This window comes from Burkholderia sp. MBR-1 (assembly GCF_013822785.1).
Taxonomy (GTDB): Bacteria; Pseudomonadota; Gammaproteobacteria; order Burkholderiales; family Burkholderiaceae; genus Burkholderia; species Burkholderia vietnamiensis.
In genome coordinates this window covers 796,210-813,167 of record NZ_CP053610.1, presented here as the reverse complement: position 1 = coordinate 813,167, position 16,958 = coordinate 796,210, and the positions used below count along the sequence as shown (strand labels likewise).

The window sequence follows — 16,958 nt, the reverse complement described above, 5'->3', positions numbered from 1 at the left end:
CCGCGGCCGATCCTGCACCACCGAGCATTCTAAACGGGTTTGCCGAGCGCCGCCGGGAACGTACCGGGCGCCGTCAGGCGTCGCGGCGCTGCGCGAGCGCCGCGACGTGTTCCGCGTACTGCGGGAACGCGGCGGCCAGCGCGGTCGCGTCCGCCAGCTCGAACTCGGAGAACTCGAACCCCGGCGCGACCGTGCAGCCGACCAGCGCGACGTGCTCCGGCGCGGCGCACCGCGCACCGAACCAGCGCCCGGCCGGCACGACGGCCTGGAACACGGTGCCCGGATGCGTGAGCGGGTTGCCGAGCCGGTGTATCGTCAGCCCGTCGTGCTCGTCAAGCACCCACACCTCGAGCGGGTCGCCTGCGTAGAAATGCCAGACCTCGTCCGAACGGATCCGGTGCCACGATGAATACGCACCATCGCACAGCAGGTAGTAGATCGCCGTCGACGCCGCGCGCGGCGCGCCGTCGGGGGCACGCGTGACCGCATCGGCGGCGCGGTAGGTTTCGCGGAAATAGCCGCCCTCGGGATGCGGTTGCAGATTGAACTGGCGAATCAAGTCGGCGGCGCTGATCGGCATGGTGGATGAAGTCGATGAAGGATGGAATCGGGCTGGCAACGCAGGATGGCAATGGGCCACCGCCGCGCCACCTGCCGCCGCCATGCAAACGGCGACGCGAGCGCGCGGGACGCCGCCTGCCGACGAAGCCCGGGCGAACCCGTGCCGATCCTGCCAGAAATTCCCGCGGACACGCAACCGCTGCGCCAACGCCGCTGATCGGCAACGAGCGCAGGCGGCCCGCGGACGAGCATGCCGTCGGTCCGCCGCCCACCGCAGCGCCTCACGGGGCCGCTCGTGCAACGCAGCACACGCTCGCCCGCCCTCCACGAGCGACCCTGCGCGGCCCGCATCGCCGCGTCAGGCGCCCGGAGCGGCGCTCTGCTGCCGCACCAGCAGCACCGGACGATCGGCCGCCCGCAGCAGCGATTCCGCGACACTGCCGAGCAACAGCCGGCGCAGGCCATGCCGCCCGCTCGTGCCCATCACGATCAGATCGGCGTCGGCTTCGGCCGCCGTGCGCATCAGCACCGCGGCGATGTCGTCGCCGTACGCGTCGAGCGCGCGCACGGTGCCCGGCACGCGATGCTGCGCGAGTACCGCTTTCGCGTCGTCGAGCACCTGCGTCGCCGCGTCGGCCGCCGCCGCATCGCCGTCGTGTTCGGCCGCGAAGCCCGCATCGACGTCGACGAGTTGCGGCCGATGTTCGACGACGTACGCACACGTCACGTTGCCGCCCGATGCCGCCGCGATCCGGATCGCCTCGTTCAGCGCGAGACGCGCGCTCGGGCTGCCGTCGAGCCCGACGAAAATCCGTTTGTACATGGTTTTTTCCTCCGAGCAGGCACGCGCGTAGCGCGCCCGTCATCGCGGGCCGGCCCGATGCCGGCTCGCCTGCCGAACAGTCTGCCGTGTGGGCCCGAGCCTCCGCTTGACCCGCGTCAAACGCCGCCGCGACGCCCGTCGCGACGCCTCGCGTCGGTTTTTTGGCTGGCCCCTATTACAAAATACGTGCAAAACGCGCACAATTTCACCTTCAAAATAGACGCCGTCCGCGGCCGGTGCGAGTTTTTTCCGGATTTGCCGCATTGCCCCGTGCCACGGGCAACCCCGACATCTGAATGGCTATCGAATGACCGCCAGTGGAACCCCGCCGCGTGACGCCCGAGGCCCGACGCGTTCGCCAAGCTTTTTACGCCAGCCGCTCGCGGCCGGTGTCGTTGCACTCTTCGCCGGCGCGGCGCTGTCGCTCGGCGTCGCGCTGCTCGTTCGCGAGCAGTGGCAAGGCGCCGTCCATACACGCTTCGAGCGTCGCACCTCGCACGTGAGCGCGATGCTGCGTCACGAGTTGCAATCAAGCGTCGCCGTGCTCGAAGGCGCGCGTGGCGCGTTCGCGCTCGCGCCGCAGATGACGCCCGAGCAATGGCGCCGGTACGTCGACACGCTCGATCTCGACAGCGGCCGCTCGCCGGTCCGGCTGATCGGCTACGCGCCGCTGTCGCCGGCAGCACTCGGCGCCCTCGCCGGCCATGCGCCGATGCCGGACGGTCCGCTCGCGGTCGCCGCACTCAGCGCCCCGGCGTCCAACGCGCCCGACGTGCATTTCGGCTCGTTCGATCAGGCGCCGCTCGCCCGCGCGCTGCGCAACGGCGACGTCGCGCTCGGCATTCATCCCGCCGACAGCGATACGTCCCGCGATGCGCGCACCCTCACCTTGTTTCTGCGCGCCGCGGCCGCGTCCCGGACGGCCGCCACGCCAGCCGACGCCGACGGCGTGCTGTTCGCCGAACTGAACCCGAATCGGCTGGTCGAGCGCGCGCTCGACGCGGAGCGCGGGCTCGATCTGCGCATCAGCGCGGGCGACAATCCGCATCCGATCGCGAGCGCGGAAACGACGACCGACGAGGCCATGGCGTCCCCCGACCTGATGCAGCGCACCGACCAGCTGAATTTCGGCGGCACGCTGCTCACGCTGGCCTATTCCGCGGACGGCCGTCCGAGCGCGACCGGCGCGCAGCGCGCGGCGGGCATCGTGCTCACAGCCGGGCTGATCGCGTCGATCGCGTTCGCGGCGCTGGTCCATGCGCTGCTGCGCGGCCGCGCGGGCGGCGCGGATGCCGGCGCGAACAGCCGCGGCATCCTGAACGAGGCGCGGATGATGGGCATCATCCGTTCGTCGATGGAAGCGATCATCACGATCGACGAGAAGCAGACGATCGTGATCTTCAACCCGATGGCCGAGCAGGTATTCGGCGTGTCGGCAATGGAGGCGATCGGCGCGCCGCTGTCGCGCTTCATCCCCGAGCGGTTCCGCGCCGCGCATGCGAAGCACGTCGACCAGTTCGGCGTGACGGGCGTCTCGGAACGGCAGATGGGTCGTCAGCGCGTGCTGTTCGGGCTGCGCGGCAACGGCGAGGAATTCCCGATCGAGGCGTCGATCTCGCAGATCCGCGACGCATCGGGCAAGCTCTATACGGTGATGCTGCGCGACATCACCGAGCGGCTGCGCGCGGAGAACGCGGTGAAGCAATCGCGCGAGGAGCTGCGCGAACTGTCGGCGAACCTGCAGAACGTGCGCGAAGAAGAAAAGACGCGCATCGCGCGCGAACTGCACGACGACCTCGGCCAGCAGCTCACCGCATTGAAGATGGATCTGTCGGTCGTCGAGCAGCAGTTGCGCGCGCAGGGCCACACGCAGCCCGACGACGGCGTGCTGTCGCACCTGCACGGGATGCGCCGGCTGATCGACGCGACCGTCGCGTCGGTTCGGCGCATCGCCGCCGACCTGCGTCCCGTGATGCTCGACGACCTCGGCCTCGTGCCGGCGATCGAGTGGCTCGCGAACGATTTCACCAACCGCTACGGGATCGACGTCGAGCGCACCATCGAAACGGGCGGCATCGCGTTCACGAGCACGGGCGCGACCACGCTGTTCCGGATCGTGCAGGAAGCGCTGACGAACGTCGCGCGCCATGCGGATGCGACACGCGTGGCGCTGCGGCTCGACATCGAAGAAGGCTTTTGCGTGCTGCGCGTTGCGGACAACGGCCGCGGCGCGGCGCCGGGCGGCCCCGCGCACGACAAATCGTTCGGGCTGATCGGCATTCGCGAACGCGCGCACATGCTCGGCGGCAGCGTGACGATCGACACCGCGCTCGCGCGCGGCTTCTCGATCACGGTCGCGTTCCCGCTCGGCGCTGTTCAACAGGAAAACACCCTCACATGATCAAGGTGCTCATCGCCGACGACCATACGCTCGTGCGCGACGGTCTGCGGCACATTCTGCAGAACGCCACCGGATTCGAAGTGGCCGGCGAAGCGTGCGACGGCCCGTCGACGATTGCGCTGGTCCGTTCGACGCCCGCGCAGGTTCTGGTGCTCGACCTGTCGATGCCGGGCCGCAACGGCGTCGAGCTGATCAAGCAGATCAAGGACGAAAAACCCGCGCTGCGCGTGCTCGTGCTGACGATGCACGCGGAGCAGCAATACGCGGTGCGCGCGTTTCGTGCGGGAGCGTCGGGCTATCTGACCAAGGAAAGCGCGAGCGCCGAGCTGGTCGGCGCGGTGACCAAGGTCGCGACGGGCGGCGTCTACGTCAGCCTCACGATGGCCGAGCAGTTCGCGCAGAGCCTGAACGAGCCGGCCGAGACGCTGCCGCATCAGCGGCTGTCGGATCGCGAGTTCGACGTGTTCCGCCGGATCGCGGCCGGCCAGACGCTGACCGAGATCGCACAGTCGCTATGCGTGAGCGCGAAGACGGTCAGCACCTACAAGACGCGGATCCTCGAAAAGATGCAGATGCCGCACGAGGCGGCGCTGGTCCGCTACGCGATGCGGCACAAGCTGCTCGACGAAGCGGACGACGTCTAGAGCCGCTTTCAGCGCGCCGGCACCGGGCACGCGAGATCGCCTTCCTCGCAGGACAGATAGCCCTTCAGCGTTTCGGTGCGCGTCTTCGTCAGATCGTCGAGGCAGGTCGACACGACCATCGGGTACACGCTGCCGCCTTCGGCGTTCGCACTCGAGAAGCTGCACTCGGCGTCGCGGTAGGCGATCCACGCGCGTTGTGCGCTCACGAGCTTGTCAGCGAGCGGCCGGGCGTCGCGCAGGCGCGCCGTGACGGCCTGATACGTGCGGTTCAGTTCCGCGTCGGATTTCTTGTACGCGCGATCGGCACACGCCGTCATCGCGGCCTGATCCGCCGCATCGGCGCAGTTCGTCTGGGCATGGGCAAGGTTCGCCGTCAGCGCGAGCGCGCACAGCAGACCGGTCGGGACACGCATGGATGCTCCTGTTTGTTTTTCGTTGAAGTCGTGGAACGTGGTGCCGGGCGTGTTGCTGGTGCCCGCCGCGCCTCGGCGCGCGGCGTCGCGAATCGGCCGGCGACAAGCGCGTTGCGCCGCCGACCGCCGCGTCGATACCGACCGCGATCCTAGCGCACGCGCGACCGGTTGTCAGCGCACGCCGCGGCCGTGCAAATGAAAAAACCCGCACTCAGGGCGAGTGCGGGTTTGTCGATGCAGCCGGCGCGGCGGCCGGCGGCCGCGTGACGACGAACGGCTCAGTGGCCGAAGTAGACCGACGAGCGATCGGTCGCGACCGGCACGACTGCGCGACGGCCGGACTGCGACGTCGCGACCGGGTTGGCACCGTAACCACTGACGTCAGCCTGTGCGCCGGTGTCGCGAGCAGCGGCGATCTTCGCCTGCGCAGCCTGGATGTTGTCCGGATAGTTCATCCAGTCGTTCGGGTTGTAGCCGGCCTTTTCGAGCTGGACCAGTTCCGCACGCACTTGCGCACGCGTCAGCGGCTGCTGGTTCGATTGAGCGAACGACACGACCGGTGCGGCGACCAGCGCGGCCAATGCAACTGCTTGGATCAGCGATTTCATGATGCGTTACCTCCAGATTGTTTTGTCGGGCGCTTCGGACTCGGTAGTCGTTGCGCATGAGTGGAAGTCTAGGAGGCGCGACTATCAGGGTAAATACTTAAATCGCAAATTCACTGTTGACGGCATCTGTACAATCTCGGGCGTTTCAGCGGAATCTTCAGATGATTACCCACACATTCGCGCGCAATCGCGGTCGGTAAGCGCGTTCGTCAGACCTCGTGCGCGTTGCTGCCGACATGGCGCCGTGCTCGGTTGCGACGGGCGCTTCGTCATCGCGCTGGCGCACGGACCGGAAGCGATCGAACAGGACTGCTGCTGCGCGGGATCACGCAGCGTCGTCTGCATCCGCATATATCGAAACGAAGCGGCACCTCGTCGCGCGCGAGCGCGACGTGATCAGTGATGGGGCCGCACCGGAAAGGCGCGGCGTGGCCGCGCGAAATGTCGCGACAACGTGATTACGGCAGCATCGCGCGAAAACCGAACGTCCGGTTACTGCGGATTGCCGGTGATACCGACCCAGGCATCGCCCCAGGCGCGACAGCCGATCGCAAGCTCATTGCGAACTGCTGGCGCTCTCCGGCGACGCAGGCGCCGGCGCCGGCCCAGGCGCGACGCCCGATGCCGCACCCGGCCCGGCGCCGCCCGCGTTCCCCGCGCTGCCGGCTGCCGGCGGCGGCAAGACCGGTGCTTGCGACGCGCCGCCCGACATCGCAGCCGCCGATGCGGCCACCTCGGATGCCGGAATCCATTGCTCGACGATGCCGCCGGACGCAGCCTCCGGCGCCGATGCTGCAGAGGCCGCCGAAGCCGCGGCCGCATCGGCGTCGGCGTCGGATTGCCGCTCGATACGCTGCGTCCTGATGCGCGTCGGCGCCTTCTTCGGCTCGGGTCCGAACCAGCCGTCGAACAGGTCGGTCACGCGCTCCCGCACCGACGCGAACCACCCCGGCGACGGCTCGGTATCGAATTTCAGCTTCGCATCGACGATCCGCGCGCGCTGCGCCCGCTGGAAGAACTCGCCGACGATCGGCAGCGCGCTGTGCGCGCCCTGCCCCCAATAGTCGCTGCGCAGCGTCACGCGACCGTCGTCGAAGCCGACCCAGGCGCCGGCCACCAGTCCCGGCTGCATCAGGATGAACCAGCCGTCCGCGTTGTCCTGCGTGGTGCCGGTCTTGCCGGCGACGTCGCCGCGCACGCCGAAACGCGTGCGGATGCTGCTGCCGGTGCCGCGCGTGACGACGTCGCGCATCACGTCGAGCAGCGTCTTGTCGGTTTCGCCGTCAAGCGCGCGTTCGGGCGGCGCCGGCGCGTATTCGGCCAGCACGTCGCCCTGCCGGTTTTCGATGCGCGTCACCATCTGCGGCTCGGTGTAGAGCCCGCCGTTCGCAATCGTCGCGTACGACGCGACCATCTCTTTCAGCGTCACCGGGCTCGTGCCGAGCGCAAGCGACGGCACGCGCTCGAGCGGGCTTTCGCGCACGCCCATGTCGCGTGCGAGCCGCGCGACGGCCGCCGGGCCGACCTTCTCCATCACCTGGGCGGTGATCCGGTTGCGCGACAGCGCGAGCGCATCGCGCAACGTCATCGGCTTGCCCGACGGTGGCACATCGTCGTTGGGCCGCCAGATCTCGCCGCCCTTCAGCGGAATCTCGACCGGCTGGTCGATGAAGGTGTCGTCGGGCGTCATCCCGCTCGCGAACGCGGCGCCATATACGAACGGCTTGAACGTCGAGCCGGGCTGACGCCGCGCCTGCGCGACGTGATCGAACGGCTCGCTCGTGAAATCGCGGCTGCCGACCCACGCGCGAATCTGCCCGTCGCGCGGATCGATGGCGACGAACCCGGCCTGCACGTCGGTCTTGGCCTTGCACAGCGCGCGCATGAAGCCGCGGTCGGCCGCGAGCTGCTTCATCGCGGCCGCGTCGTTCTTGCCGGCGTCCTGCGCCGCCTTGTATTCGGGCGACTCGCGCATGAAGGTGCGAAACACCTCGTTGTCCGTGCCGCAACCGTCGCTGCCGCTCCACGCATTGTTCGCGATGCCCTGCAGCTGGTTCGCCTGCTGCGTCAGCGCCTGCGTCGCGATCTGCTGAAGCCGTGAATCGATCGTCGTGCGCACGATCAGCCCATCCGAATAGATGTTGTAATCGTTGCGGTCGGCCCAGCCGATCAGCCATTTGCGCAGCTGCTGCGCGAAGTGCGGCGCCGGCCCCGGCGGCTCCTTCTGACGCTCGAAGTCGATGCGCAACGGCCGCCGCTGCAACTGCGCGAACTGCGCCGCCGACAGCTTGCCGTACTTCACCATCTGCGCGAGCACCGTGTTGCGCCGCTGCAGCGCGCGCTCCGGATTGAGCACCGGGTTGTAGTAGCTGTTGCCCTTGAGCATCCCGACCAGCGTCGCGGCGTCGAGCACGTCGAGCTCGTCGGCCGACTTGTCGAAATAGGTGCGCGCGGCCATCTCGACGCCGTACGCGTTGTACAGGAACGGCACCGTGTTCAGGTAGGTCTCGAGGATCTGCTCCTTGCTGTACACGGCCTCGATCTTCAGCGCGGTGATCGCTTCCTTTACCTTGCGCGTGAGCGTCGGCGCGCGGCCGATCTCGTCCGGATAGAGGTTGCGCGCGAGCTGCTGCGTGATCGTCGAGCCGCCCTGGCGATCGCCCGAGAACGTATGGAGCGCCGCCGACGCGGTGCGCTTCCAGTCGAGGCCGTGGTGCTCGTAGAAGCGATGGTCCTCGGTCGCGATCAGCGCGTCGACCATGTGCGGCGAGATCTGCTTGAGCGACACCCATTCGCGGTTCGACGGCTTGAATTCCGCGAGCACCTTGCCGTCGGCGGACAGCACCTGCGCGGGCTGATCGACGCGCGCCTTGCGGATGTCGCCGATGCCCGGCGTAAACGGTATCAGCGCGAGCACGTAGAGCAGGAACAGCACGGGCACGGCGGCGGCGGCGCGCAACGCGCCGCGTCGCGTCGGATGGCGGAGATGGCGCCAGGCGCTGGCCAGTACGCGCTTGACGGGCACGGCGGCAGCGGCCGCGACGGGTTGGGCGCGCGCGGCCCATTTGGCAAGGAGCTCACGCACTGACGACACGTTTCGGCGATTCACGCGGGTGGGGGATCTGCTGGAAAGGCTGCATCGTACCAAAAGTCGGGCGCAATTCCGGGCGGCGCCCGTTTGGCGGGGTTCCGCGGGTGATTTCTTGTCGAAAAAGGCGGGTGTGCGCAGTGGGAAGCTGCGCTATGCGTCGGGGAGACGGCAAGCGGGCGCGGTCGGTGCTGCCTGCGGATTCGGCGGATTCGGCGGATTCGGCGCTTTCGGCGCTTTCGGCGCTTTCGGCGGTTTCGGCGGGTTTAGCTGGTTTAGCCGGTTCGCCGCATTCAGCGCGCGTGCCGCGCCGATCGGCGGCGCCGTCACGGCGAATTGCTGCGTGGATGCCGCGCGCGACGGCCGTGGCTCGGATGGGCCAAACGCCGGGCCGCCGATAAGGTGGCCCGGCGATTGGTTATGTATCGAGCCAATCCACCATAAACCCGGTCAACCTCCGACCAGCCTCGCCCGATGTGCGTCGCCTTTGGTCGCGCTCAGAACCAAACCGCCACCGCCACCCTACTTCGGCGCGATGTCGCGTCGCACGCGGCGAATGTGCTGCTCGACGTAGAACGCAGCCGCATCGGCGTCGCCCGACACGATCGCCTCGTAGATCAGCCGATGTTCCGACACGTACAGCCGGATCCGGCCGGCATCGTAGATGCCGTCGTCCTTCAGACGCTTCCACAACGGCTGATCCATCGTCTTCGCGACTTCGTCGGCGATCTTCACGATCAACGGGTCGCCGGTCATCAACGCGAGTTGCCGGTGGAACAGCCGGTCGCTGTCGTTCCACAGCGCGCGCTGGTGCGGGTCGTCGATGTCCGCGATGGTTTCCATTTGCGCGAGATAGCCTTCGGCGACGGGATCGGCGCGGCCCTGGGCCGCCGCGAGACGCGCGATCGCCGGCTCGAGGATCAGCCGCACGTCGAGCGTCGACGTCGGGCTGAAGTCGGCATCGGCCGCGTCGCGCGCATCGCCGCGCTGCGCGAGCACGTCGAGCGGCGCCGCCACCACGTAGGTGCCCGAATTGCGCTTCGTGACGACCAGCCCTTCGTTCTGCAATGCGCCGAGCGCTTCGCGCACGGCCGGGCGGCCGACCTGGAACAGCGCCGCGAGCTCGCGCTCCGACGGCAGCCGCGAATCGGCCGCGTAACGCCCCGCGCGAATCTCGTCGCGGATCTTCTCCGCGACCTGTTCGTAGATCTGCAACGGCCGGAAACCGGCTTCGGGCGATTCGGGACGTGCGGACATCATCTGCGGCTCCTGCCCTGGGCCGGGCGTGGTCTGGAACGGGTTCGCACTATACCGGAGCGGCATCGGCGCCGACAGGTGCAACGCCCCATCTGGACGGATATTAGAACCAAATTCAGCGAAATGCCGACCTTCCAGCTTGCCGGATGCCGCCAAATTGGTATAGATTCGATCCACAATGGCGATTGCCGCTCGCCTCCCGGGCCGCCGACTGCAGCACGCGCAGCATGCACCCACCGACTTCACCACCATACCGACCCACACCATGACCGCTGCCAGCCCGATCCCCTCGTTCGACGCCACCGAAACGGCCGCCCTGCTCGACTACCCGGCGCTGCTCGCCACGCTCGCGCAGACCGTCGCCGACTACGCGGCGGGCGAAATCGTCAGCCCCGAACGCCTGGTCGTGCCGCTGCAGGCAGGCGGCGTGATGCTGTCGATGCCGTCCAGCGCGCGCGATCTGGCAAGCCACAAGCTCGTGAACGTATGCCCGGGCAACGCCGCGCGCGGGCTGCCGACGATCCTCGGCCAGGTGAGCGCGTACGACGCGACGACCGGCGCGCTGCGCTTCGTGCTCGACGGCCCGACCGTCACCGGCCGCCGTACGGCAGCCGTCACCGCGCTCGGGATCCAGGCGCTGCACGGCGCGGCACCGCGCGACATTCTGCTGATCGGCACCGGCAAGCAGGCGGCCAATCACGCCGAGGCGCTCGCGGCGATCTTCCCCGCTGCGCGTCTGCACGTGCGCGGTTCGCGCGCGGGCAGCGCCGCGGCGTTCTGCGCCGCGCATCGCGCGCAGGCGCCGCAGCTCGCGCCGCTCGACGGCGACGCGATTCCCGATGCGATCGACGTCGTCGTCACGCTGACAACGAGCCGCACGCCCGTCTATCGCGAGGCGGCGCGCGAAGGGCGGCTCGTGGTGGGGGTCGGCGCATTCACCGCGGACGCCGCCGAAATCGACGCCGACACGGTACGCGCGAGCCGGCTCGTGGTCGACGATCCGGCGGGCGCGCGCCACGAGGCCGGCGACCTGATCGTCGCGCAGGTCGACTGGCAGCGCGTCGCGTCGCTCGCCGACGTGCTGCGCGGCGCGTTCGAGCGCAGCGGGCCGCTGCTGTTCAAGACCGTGGGCTGCGCCGCGTGGGATCTGGCCGCGTGCCGCACGGCGCGCGACGCGCTGGACGCGCGCCAGCGCGGCTGATTCGACGGCGGCGCGACGCTCCCGGCAGCGCCGCGCCGCCGACCGCACGACCAGCTGGACGACCAGCTGCACGCCCCGCCGCACTGCCGATTCCCCGACGGCGTTGTAGGAAACGCCCTACAACGCGCCGAACTCCCCTACAAAAACTTCCAGTTCGGCCGATTTCCTTTTCGGCGGCGCAACACGATACTGGCCGGATGAATGCCAGCCTGCCACCCGCCGCCGCGCTCAGGGTGTTTCTTGTCGACCACGCGAATGCCGTCCGGCAACGGATCGCGTTGCTCGTCGGCGCGATTCGCGGCGTCGTGGTCGTCGGCGAGGCGGAGGACGGCCAGGATGCGCTGACGCACATCCGCGGCACGCACGCGGACGTCGTGCTCGTCGATCTGCGCCTCGCGGACGGCAGCGGCCTCGATCTGATCGGCGCGCTGTCGAAGGCCGTGCCGCGCATCGTCACGATTGTGCTGACGAATCATTCGGCGCCCGCATTCAGAAAGGCATGCGCGACGGCCGGAGCCGACTACTTCTTCGACAAGACCGTCGAATTCGACGCCGCGTGCCACGTGATCGAATCGCTGGTGCACGCTCGCGCGCACCAGCCCTGACCGAGCCGGAGTGACTCATGCATCAAGCCACCGCCTGCGCCGCCGATCCCGCCATCGCGCCCCGGCCGAACGTTCCGCTTCCCGCGTCCACGCGTCACGACGGCGCGAAGCATTGCGCAGTCCGCTGTTCGGCCTGCGTGATGCGCTCGATGTGCCTGCCGCCGCAACTGACCGCCGCCGAGTACAGCCGGCTCGACGCGATCATCTGCGCGACGCGACAGGTGCGCCAGGGCGACACCCTGTTTCGCACCGACGATCCGTTCCACAGTCTGTACGCGGTGCGCGCAGGCTCGTTCAAGACGGTGATGATGCATCGCGACGGCCGCGAACACGTGACGGGTTTTCAGATCGCAGGGGAAACGCTCGGCATGGAGGGCGTCGGCCATGGACACCATTGCTGTGACGCGATCGCGCTCGAGGACAGCGTCGTGTGCGTGATCCCGTTCGCCGCGCTCGAGGCCGCGTGCCGCGAGCTGAGGTCGATGCAGCATTTCATCTACCAGATGCTGAGCAGCGAGATCGTGCGCGGATCGAGCCAGATGCTGCTGCTCGGCACGATGTCGGCGGAACAGCGCGTTGCGCATTTCCTGCTCGATCTGTCTGCACGCTTCGAGGCGCGCGGCTACTCGGCGTCGGAGTTCAACCTCCGGATGACGCGCGAGGAAATCGGCTGCTATCTCGGGATGAAGCTCGAAACCGTCAGCCGGATGTTCTCGCGCTTCCATCGCGACGCGCTCATCGAAACGCGCGGCAAGCGCGTGCGGATCATCGACGCGCCGGCGCTCGCGCAGGTGTAACCGGTCGCGCGTGCGGCGCCGGCGCGCTCCAGCGCGTGCCGGTGCGGGTCGCACGTCAGTGCGCGGCGGTGCCCGTCTCGGCCGCCGACAATGCGGGCGACAGCGGATCGTCCGCGTGCCCCGCGGCCAACACCCGCTCGGCCGCGGCGAACGCACGCCCCATCGCTTCGTTCACGTCGACGCCGCTGCAGGCGGGCACCGGCGCCACCGCACGGCCGTTCATCAGCAATTCGAGCCGTACGTCGTACAGCGCGTCGTCGTCACTCGTCGCGCGCGATTCGATCGCCAGGCGACATTCGTCGACCCGCGCGTGGAAGCGCTCGAGCCGCACCAGTTGCGCGCCCGCTTCAGCTTCGAGCGCGGCCGAACCCGCGAATCCGACGCAGACGATCTGCATGCCCACGCCCATGTTGCTCCCTCCTGACGGGTCACACGCTGGTCGACCACGTTGCCTGTCCTACAAGTCCGCCTGTTGCCGAATCCGGCAATCGATCCACACACGATCGGCGCGCGAGGTTCACACGCTGAATGTCTGCGCCGCCTTCATTTCGATCCACGTCATCCCGGCCCGCAGCCCTTCGATCGCCGCCTCGTGCTCGGTCGGATATGCATGACTGTGCTCGAACGTATGATGAAAGTGCGTCGGCCCGGCACCGTGCTCGACCGTCACGCGGCAGCGGAATCCGCCGGATTCGCATTGCCGCGTCTCGATCTCGACGGACCAGTCGCGTTCATGAATCGTGCCTTGCAGTGTCATGCGCCCTCCTGCAGTGTCAGTCGGCCATCCGGAAGTGGCCGCTGTGCAGCAACACCGGCCGGCCGCCGATTTCGGCGAGCATCCGGGCCGCCATCGCCTCGATCGCCGGCCGGTGTGCTTCGAATGCAACCAGCAAGTCGCGCTCGAGCAGCGAGCGCGCACCGAAATGGTCTTCGAGTGCTTCCGCCGTGATCGCGCACGGCACGCCGTGGCCGTCGACCCGCGCCGAAAACGCGACGACCAGGTCACGCCCGCGATACTCGGGCGGTTCCGGTGGAAAGGCTATCTGCATTTGTGCGCCTGTCATCGTCGGGACGATTCAAGCCATGAGCATAACGGCCCGCGCCACCGTCCGATTGACCCACGTCAACCGGGCCGCAGCGCGCGCCGCCGCCGTGCCCGATCGCGCCGCCGCATGGGCTCAGTCGGCGTCCGAAGCGATCGTCGCGCCGCGCGCCTCGAGCAGTTCGCGCAGCACGCTGCGATGGCAGCGGCGCTCGTCCTCGCAGTAGCAGCCGATCGAAAATGCGCTCGTCGCCGACAACGCGGCGAGCAGGTCGAGCACCTTGGGAGCGTCGCCGTGCGCCATCTCGGCGCGGAACCGGCGCGTGAATGCGTGCCACTGCGCGTCGGTCTCGGCGGCCTGCGCGTCGGCCACGAGCTCCGCGCTCGGCGACAGCGTCGGCAGCCACACGTCATAGTAGTCGCGCGACGCGAATTCCGCCTTCGGCACGCCGCGCGGCGGCCGCCGCACCGTGCCGATCCGTGTGCCCTCGCCGGCCGCCCGCGGCGTGCCGAGCCGTACGATTCGAATTGCCATGCCGCTCCTTTGCTACGGATTCGATTCCGTATCGTACTGCCGCACCCGCGCCGCACAACAAAAAACCGGCTGCCTCCGCGCGGGAGACAGCCGGTTTCGTCAGGACGATCGGGCGTGCCCGGACGCCGCTCGGACGCCCCTCAGACGCCCCTCAGACGCCGCTCTTCAGCACCTTGCCAATCGCATCGGCGACGATGCCGACGTTCGAATCGTTCAGCCCGGCCACGCACATGCGGCCCGAACGCAGAATGTAGACGCCGTGCACGTCGCGCAGCGCGTCGACCTGCGTCTCGGTCAGCCCGGTGTACGTGAACATCCCGCGCTGCTTCACGTAGCGCGTCAGCGCTTCGCCGCTCACGTGGTCGCGCAGGCCGTCGTGGATCGCCTGGCGCATCCGCGCAATCCGGCGGCACATCGCGGCAAGCTCTTCCTCCCACTGCTTGCGCAGCGCCGGCGTGTTCAGCACGGTCGCGACGAGCTTCGCGCCATACGTCTGCGGGTTGCTGTAGTTGGAGCGCACCGCGCCGGCCAGCTGGCCGAGCACGCGCTCGGCCGCGTCCGCATCCTCGCACACGACGCTCAGCGCGCCGACGCGCTCGCCGTACAGCGAAAAGTTCTTCGAGAACGAATTCGCGACGAGCGCCGGCACGCCGCGGCGGGCCAACTCGCGCACCGCGAACGCATCGGCGTCGAGGCCCGCGCCGAAGCCCTGATACGCCATGTCGACGAACGGCAGCAGCTCGCGCGCCTCGATCACGTCGATCAGCTTCTCCCACTGGCCTTCGTCGAGATCGACGCCGGTCGGGTTGTGGCAGCACGCATGCAGCAGCACGATGCTGCGCGCCGGCAGCGCGTCGATCGCCGCGAGCATCGCGTCGAACTTCAGGCCGCCCGTCGCCGCGTCGTAGTACGGGTAGGTGTTCACCGTGAAGCCGGCGCGCTCGAAGATGAAACGGTGGTTTTCCCAGCTCGGATCGCTGAGCCACACCTGCGCGTCCGGGAAGTAGCGCTTCAGGAAATCGGCGCCGACTTTCAGCGCGCCCGAGCCGCCGAGCGTCTGCACGGTCGCGATGCGGCCGGCCGCCCGCGCCGGGTGATCGGCGCCGAACACCAGCGCCTGCACCGCGTCGCGGTACGCGGCGAGGCCGACCATCGGCAGATACGGCTTCGGGCCGACGTCGCGCTGCAGCGCGGTTTCGGCCTCGCGCACGGCGGCCATTACCGGAATCCGGCCGTCGGCGTCGAAATAGATGCCGATGCTCAGGTTGACCTTCTGGTCGCGCGGATCCTTCTGGAAGTTCTCGTTGAGCGTCAGGATCGGGTCGCCCGGGTACGCGTCGATGTGTTCGAACATGGCTATGTCGGTCTGGTTCGTAGGAGTGATCGGGTGCGGGCCTGCGTCAGCGGGCCGATGCGCCGTCGCCGAGCGCATAGCGGGCATTCTTCTGGCGGAACCGATACCCGATCGCGAGCACCGCGAGCCAGACCGGGATCAGGTACACCGACAGGCGCAGATCCGGCGTCAGGTACATCACGACGAGAATGCCGGCCATGAACGCCAGGCACAGATAATTCGTGAAAGGATAGCCGAGACTGCGGAACGAAGTCTGCTCCCCAGCGATGCGCTTGGCCTGACGGAATTTCAGGTGAATCAGCGTGATCATCGCCCAGTTGATGATGAGCGCCGACACGACCAGCCCCATCAGCACCTCGAACGCCTTGCCGGGCATGAAGTAGTTGACCAGCACGCAGACGCCGGTGGCGAGCGCCGACGCGCCGAGCGCGGCGAGCGGGATGCCGCGCCGGTTCACCGAGCACAGCACCTTCGGCGCGTTGCCCTGCGTCGCCAGCCCGAACAGCATCCGGCTGTTGCTGTACACGCCGCTGTTGTAGACCGACAGCGCGGCCGTCAGCACGACCACGTTCAGCACGTTGGCGACGAGGTTGCTGCTCAGCGCATGGAAGATCAGCACGAACGGGCTGCCGCCGGTGACGACCTTCTCCCACGGATACAGCGACAGCAGCACGGCCAGCGCGCCGATGTAGAAAATCAGGATGCGATAGATCACCTGGTTGGTCGCGCGCGGAATGCTGTGCTTCGGATCGTCGGCCTCGGCCGCGGTGATGCCGATCAGCTCCAGCCCGCCGAACGAGAACATGATCGCCGCCATCGACATCACGAGGCCCGACACGCCGTTCGGGAAGAAGCCGCCGTGCTGCCACAGGTTCGCGATGCTCGCTTCCGGCCCCGCGTGGCCGCTCACCAGCAGCCAGCCGCCGAAGCCGATCATGCCGACGATCGCCGCGACCTTGATGATCGAGAACCAGAATTCCGTCTCGCCGTACGACTTCACGCTCGCCAGATTCAGCAGGTTGATCGCGACGTAGAACACGAGCGCCGACACCCAGGTCGGCACGCCCGGCCACCAGTACTGCACGTAGATCCCGACGGCCGACAGCTCGGCCATGCTGACGAGGATGTACAGCACCCAGTAGTTCCAGCCGGACAGGAAGCCGGTGAAATGGCCGACGTATTTGTCGGCGAAGTAGCTGAACGAACCGGCGACCGGCTCGTCGACGACCATCTCGCCGAGCTGGCGCATGATGAAGAACGCCACGACGCCTGCGACCGCATAGCCGAGCAGCACGGACGGGCCGGCCATCTTGATCGTCTGCGCGATGCCGAGGAACAGCCCCGTGCCGAGCGCGCCGCCGAGCGCGATCAGCTGGATGTGCCGGTTCTTCAGCCCCCGCTTCAGGCCGTCCTTCTCGTTTCCAGAAACCATGTCTTCTCCGTTCTGTCCGCCTCCGCCCGAAGCGGTGCGGCGCGCCTCGGTGTGCCGGGCGCTGTTTTACTGTGCCGGCCACCGTTCGTGGAGGCGCCGGGTTGGGGACTGCGATCTTCGCGCGGCGGCGCCCCTTCGTCCGCAGGCCCGCCGGACCTGCCGCGGAGGGCCGCCATCGCCCGCATGGTCGCGGCCGT

The 16,958-nt window shown here is 68.5% G+C and carries 17 protein-coding genes; 5 read left to right on the top strand and 12 right to left on the bottom strand.

The genetic code is table 11. The annotated features are described in order from the left end of the window. Positions 1 to 73: 73 nt before the first annotated feature. Entirely contained in the window at positions 74 to 580 is a 507-nt protein-coding gene (locus MBR110_RS18430) for a cupin domain-containing protein (RefSeq protein ID WP_014724916.1), read from the bottom strand. Positions 581 to 919: 339 nt separating this feature from the next. Beyond that, positions 920 to 1,384, bottom strand: a complete 465-nt coding sequence (locus MBR110_RS18425) for a universal stress protein (RefSeq protein WP_011882181.1) — start codon at positions 1,382 to 1,384, stop codon at positions 920 to 922. Positions 1,385 to 1,691: 307 nt separating this feature from the next. Between MBR110_RS18425 and MBR110_RS18420 the strand changes: the two genes are divergently transcribed. Together MBR110_RS18420 and MBR110_RS18415 are read left to right on the top strand one after the other, a co-directional pair. After that, positions 1,692 to 3,785: a PAS domain-containing sensor histidine kinase gene (locus tag MBR110_RS18420; RefSeq protein ID WP_046426567.1), complete on the top strand. Its 2,094-nt coding sequence runs from the start codon at positions 1,692 to 1,694 to the stop codon at positions 3,783 to 3,785. Beyond that, a complete protein-coding gene (locus tag MBR110_RS18415; RefSeq protein ID WP_011882179.1) occupies positions 3,782 to 4,429 on the top strand; it encodes a response regulator in 648 nt (215 codons plus the stop codon). Before MBR110_RS18420 ends, MBR110_RS18415 begins: the two co-directional genes overlap by 4 nt. An 8-nt stretch (positions 4,430 to 4,437) precedes the next feature. Here the strand turns inward: MBR110_RS18415 and MBR110_RS18410 are convergent, their stop codons facing one another. The 4 genes from MBR110_RS18410 to MBR110_RS18395 form a co-directional block, all read right to left on the bottom strand. Then, a complete protein-coding gene (locus MBR110_RS18410; RefSeq protein WP_059454243.1) occupies positions 4,438 to 4,842 on the bottom strand; it encodes a lysozyme inhibitor LprI family protein in 405 nt (134 codons plus the stop codon). Between the two features lie 278 nt (positions 4,843 to 5,120). After that, positions 5,121 to 5,450 carry a DUF4148 domain-containing protein gene (locus tag MBR110_RS18405; protein WP_011882177.1) on the bottom strand — a complete coding sequence of 110 codons (330 nt, stop codon included), beginning with the start codon at positions 5,448 to 5,450 and terminating at the stop codon, positions 5,121 to 5,123. Positions 5,451 to 6,006: 556 nt separating this feature from the next. After that, on the bottom strand, positions 6,007 to 8,544 hold the full coding sequence (locus MBR110_RS18400; protein ID WP_181709465.1) for a penicillin-binding protein 1A: 2,538 nt from the start codon (positions 8,542 to 8,544) through the stop codon (positions 6,007 to 6,009). A 516-nt stretch (positions 8,545 to 9,060) separates the two neighbouring features. Beyond that, on the bottom strand, positions 9,061 to 9,798 hold the full coding sequence (locus tag MBR110_RS18395; protein WP_014724920.1) for a FadR/GntR family transcriptional regulator: 738 nt from the start codon (positions 9,796 to 9,798) through the stop codon (positions 9,061 to 9,063). Positions 9,799 to 10,060: 262 nt separating this feature from the next. Between MBR110_RS18395 and lhpI the strand changes: the two genes are divergently transcribed. The 3 genes from lhpI (at position 10,061) to MBR110_RS18380 (ending at position 12,398) form a co-directional block, all read left to right on the top strand. Next, positions 10,061 to 10,996 carry a bifunctional Delta(1)-pyrroline-2-carboxylate/Delta(1)-piperideine-2-carboxylate reductase gene (gene lhpI / locus MBR110_RS18390; RefSeq protein ID WP_059894990.1) on the top strand — a complete coding sequence of 312 codons (936 nt, stop codon included), beginning with the start codon at positions 10,061 to 10,063 and terminating at the stop codon, positions 10,994 to 10,996. 197 nt (positions 10,997 to 11,193) lie between these two features. Then, complete coding sequence (locus tag MBR110_RS18385; RefSeq protein WP_014724922.1) at positions 11,194 to 11,601, top strand: response regulator transcription factor; 408 nt, start codon at positions 11,194 to 11,196, stop codon at positions 11,599 to 11,601. Positions 11,602 to 11,618: 17 nt separating this feature from the next. Next, positions 11,619 to 12,398: a helix-turn-helix domain-containing protein gene (locus tag MBR110_RS18380; RefSeq protein WP_011882172.1), complete on the top strand. Its 780-nt coding sequence runs from the start codon at positions 11,619 to 11,621 to the stop codon at positions 12,396 to 12,398. A gap of 55 nt (positions 12,399 to 12,453) precedes the next feature. On the opposite strand, the gene MBR110_RS18375 is transcribed toward MBR110_RS18380, so the two are convergent. From MBR110_RS18375 to MBR110_RS18350, 6 genes are all read right to left on the bottom strand, one after another. Further along, positions 12,454 to 12,807 carry a metal ABC transporter ATPase gene (locus tag MBR110_RS18375; protein WP_181709464.1) on the bottom strand — a complete coding sequence of 118 codons (354 nt, stop codon included), beginning with the start codon at positions 12,805 to 12,807 and terminating at the stop codon, positions 12,454 to 12,456. A 108-nt stretch (positions 12,808 to 12,915) separates the two neighbouring features. Then, entirely contained in the window at positions 12,916 to 13,155 is a 240-nt protein-coding gene (locus MBR110_RS18370) for a hypothetical protein (RefSeq protein ID WP_011882170.1), read from the bottom strand. A 16-nt stretch (positions 13,156 to 13,171) separates the two neighbouring features. Beyond that, positions 13,172 to 13,462, bottom strand: a complete 291-nt coding sequence (locus MBR110_RS18365) for a DUF1488 domain-containing protein (RefSeq protein WP_011882169.1) — start codon at positions 13,460 to 13,462, stop codon at positions 13,172 to 13,174. 114 nt (positions 13,463 to 13,576) lie between these two features. After that, the gene (locus MBR110_RS18360) at positions 13,577 to 13,975 is read right to left on the bottom strand and encodes a DUF488 domain-containing protein (protein ID WP_011882168.1); all 399 of its coding nucleotides are present in this window, start codon (positions 13,973 to 13,975) and stop codon (positions 13,577 to 13,579) included. A 151-nt stretch (positions 13,976 to 14,126) separates the two neighbouring features. After that, a complete protein-coding gene (locus MBR110_RS18355; protein WP_011882167.1) occupies positions 14,127 to 15,329 on the bottom strand; it encodes an amino acid aminotransferase in 1,203 nt (400 codons plus the stop codon). Positions 15,330 to 15,375: 46 nt separating this feature from the next. Next, the gene (locus MBR110_RS18350; RefSeq protein ID WP_011882166.1) at positions 15,376 to 16,761 is read right to left on the bottom strand and encodes an amino acid permease; all 1,386 of its coding nucleotides are present in this window, start codon (positions 16,759 to 16,761) and stop codon (positions 15,376 to 15,378) included. Positions 16,762 to 16,958 lie beyond the last annotated feature (197 nt).

Bases quoted from the DNA above. Each gene is read 5' to 3' on its own strand.
- MBR110_RS18370 (WP_011882170.1), bottom strand. From the start codon at position 13,155: ATGACACTGCAAGGCACGATTCATGAACGCGACTGGTCCGTCGAGATC.
- MBR110_RS18385 (WP_014724922.1), top strand. From the start codon at position 11,194: ATGAATGCCAGCCTGCCACCCGCCGCCGCGCTCAGGGTGTTTCTTGTC.
- MBR110_RS18350 (WP_011882166.1), bottom strand. From the start codon at position 16,761: ATGGTTTCTGGAAACGAGAAGGACGGCCTGAAGCGGGGGCTGAAGAAC.
- MBR110_RS18430 (WP_014724916.1), bottom strand. From the start codon at position 580: ATGCCGATCAGCGCCGCCGACTTGATTCGCCAGTTCAATCTGCAACCG.
- MBR110_RS18405 (WP_011882177.1), bottom strand. From the start codon at position 5,450: ATGAAATCGCTGATCCAAGCAGTTGCATTGGCCGCGCTGGTCGCCGCA.
- MBR110_RS18355 (WP_011882167.1), bottom strand. From the start codon at position 15,329: ATGTTCGAACACATCGACGCGTACCCGGGCGACCCGATCCTGACGCTC.
- MBR110_RS18380 (WP_011882172.1), top strand. From the start codon at position 11,619: ATGCATCAAGCCACCGCCTGCGCCGCCGATCCCGCCATCGCGCCCCGG.
- MBR110_RS18375 (WP_181709464.1), bottom strand. From the start codon at position 12,807: ATGGGCGTGGGCATGCAGATCGTCTGCGTCGGATTCGCGGGTTCGGCC.
- lhpI (WP_059894990.1), top strand. From the start codon at position 10,061: ATGACCGCTGCCAGCCCGATCCCCTCGTTCGACGCCACCGAAACGGCC.
- MBR110_RS18410 (WP_059454243.1), bottom strand. From the start codon at position 4,842: ATGCGTGTCCCGACCGGTCTGCTGTGCGCGCTCGCGCTGACGGCGAAC.
- MBR110_RS18360 (WP_011882168.1), bottom strand. From the start codon at position 13,975: ATGGCAATTCGAATCGTACGGCTCGGCACGCCGCGGGCGGCCGGCGAG.
- MBR110_RS18395 (WP_014724920.1), bottom strand. From the start codon at position 9,798: ATGATGTCCGCACGTCCCGAATCGCCCGAAGCCGGTTTCCGGCCGTTG.
- MBR110_RS18415 (WP_011882179.1), top strand. From the start codon at position 3,782: ATGATCAAGGTGCTCATCGCCGACGACCATACGCTCGTGCGCGACGGT.
- MBR110_RS18420 (WP_046426567.1), top strand. From the start codon at position 1,692: ATGACCGCCAGTGGAACCCCGCCGCGTGACGCCCGAGGCCCGACGCGT.
- MBR110_RS18425 (WP_011882181.1), bottom strand. From the start codon at position 1,384: ATGTACAAACGGATTTTCGTCGGGCTCGACGGCAGCCCGAGCGCGCGT.
- MBR110_RS18365 (WP_011882169.1), bottom strand. From the start codon at position 13,462: ATGACAGGCGCACAAATGCAGATAGCCTTTCCACCGGAACCGCCCGAG.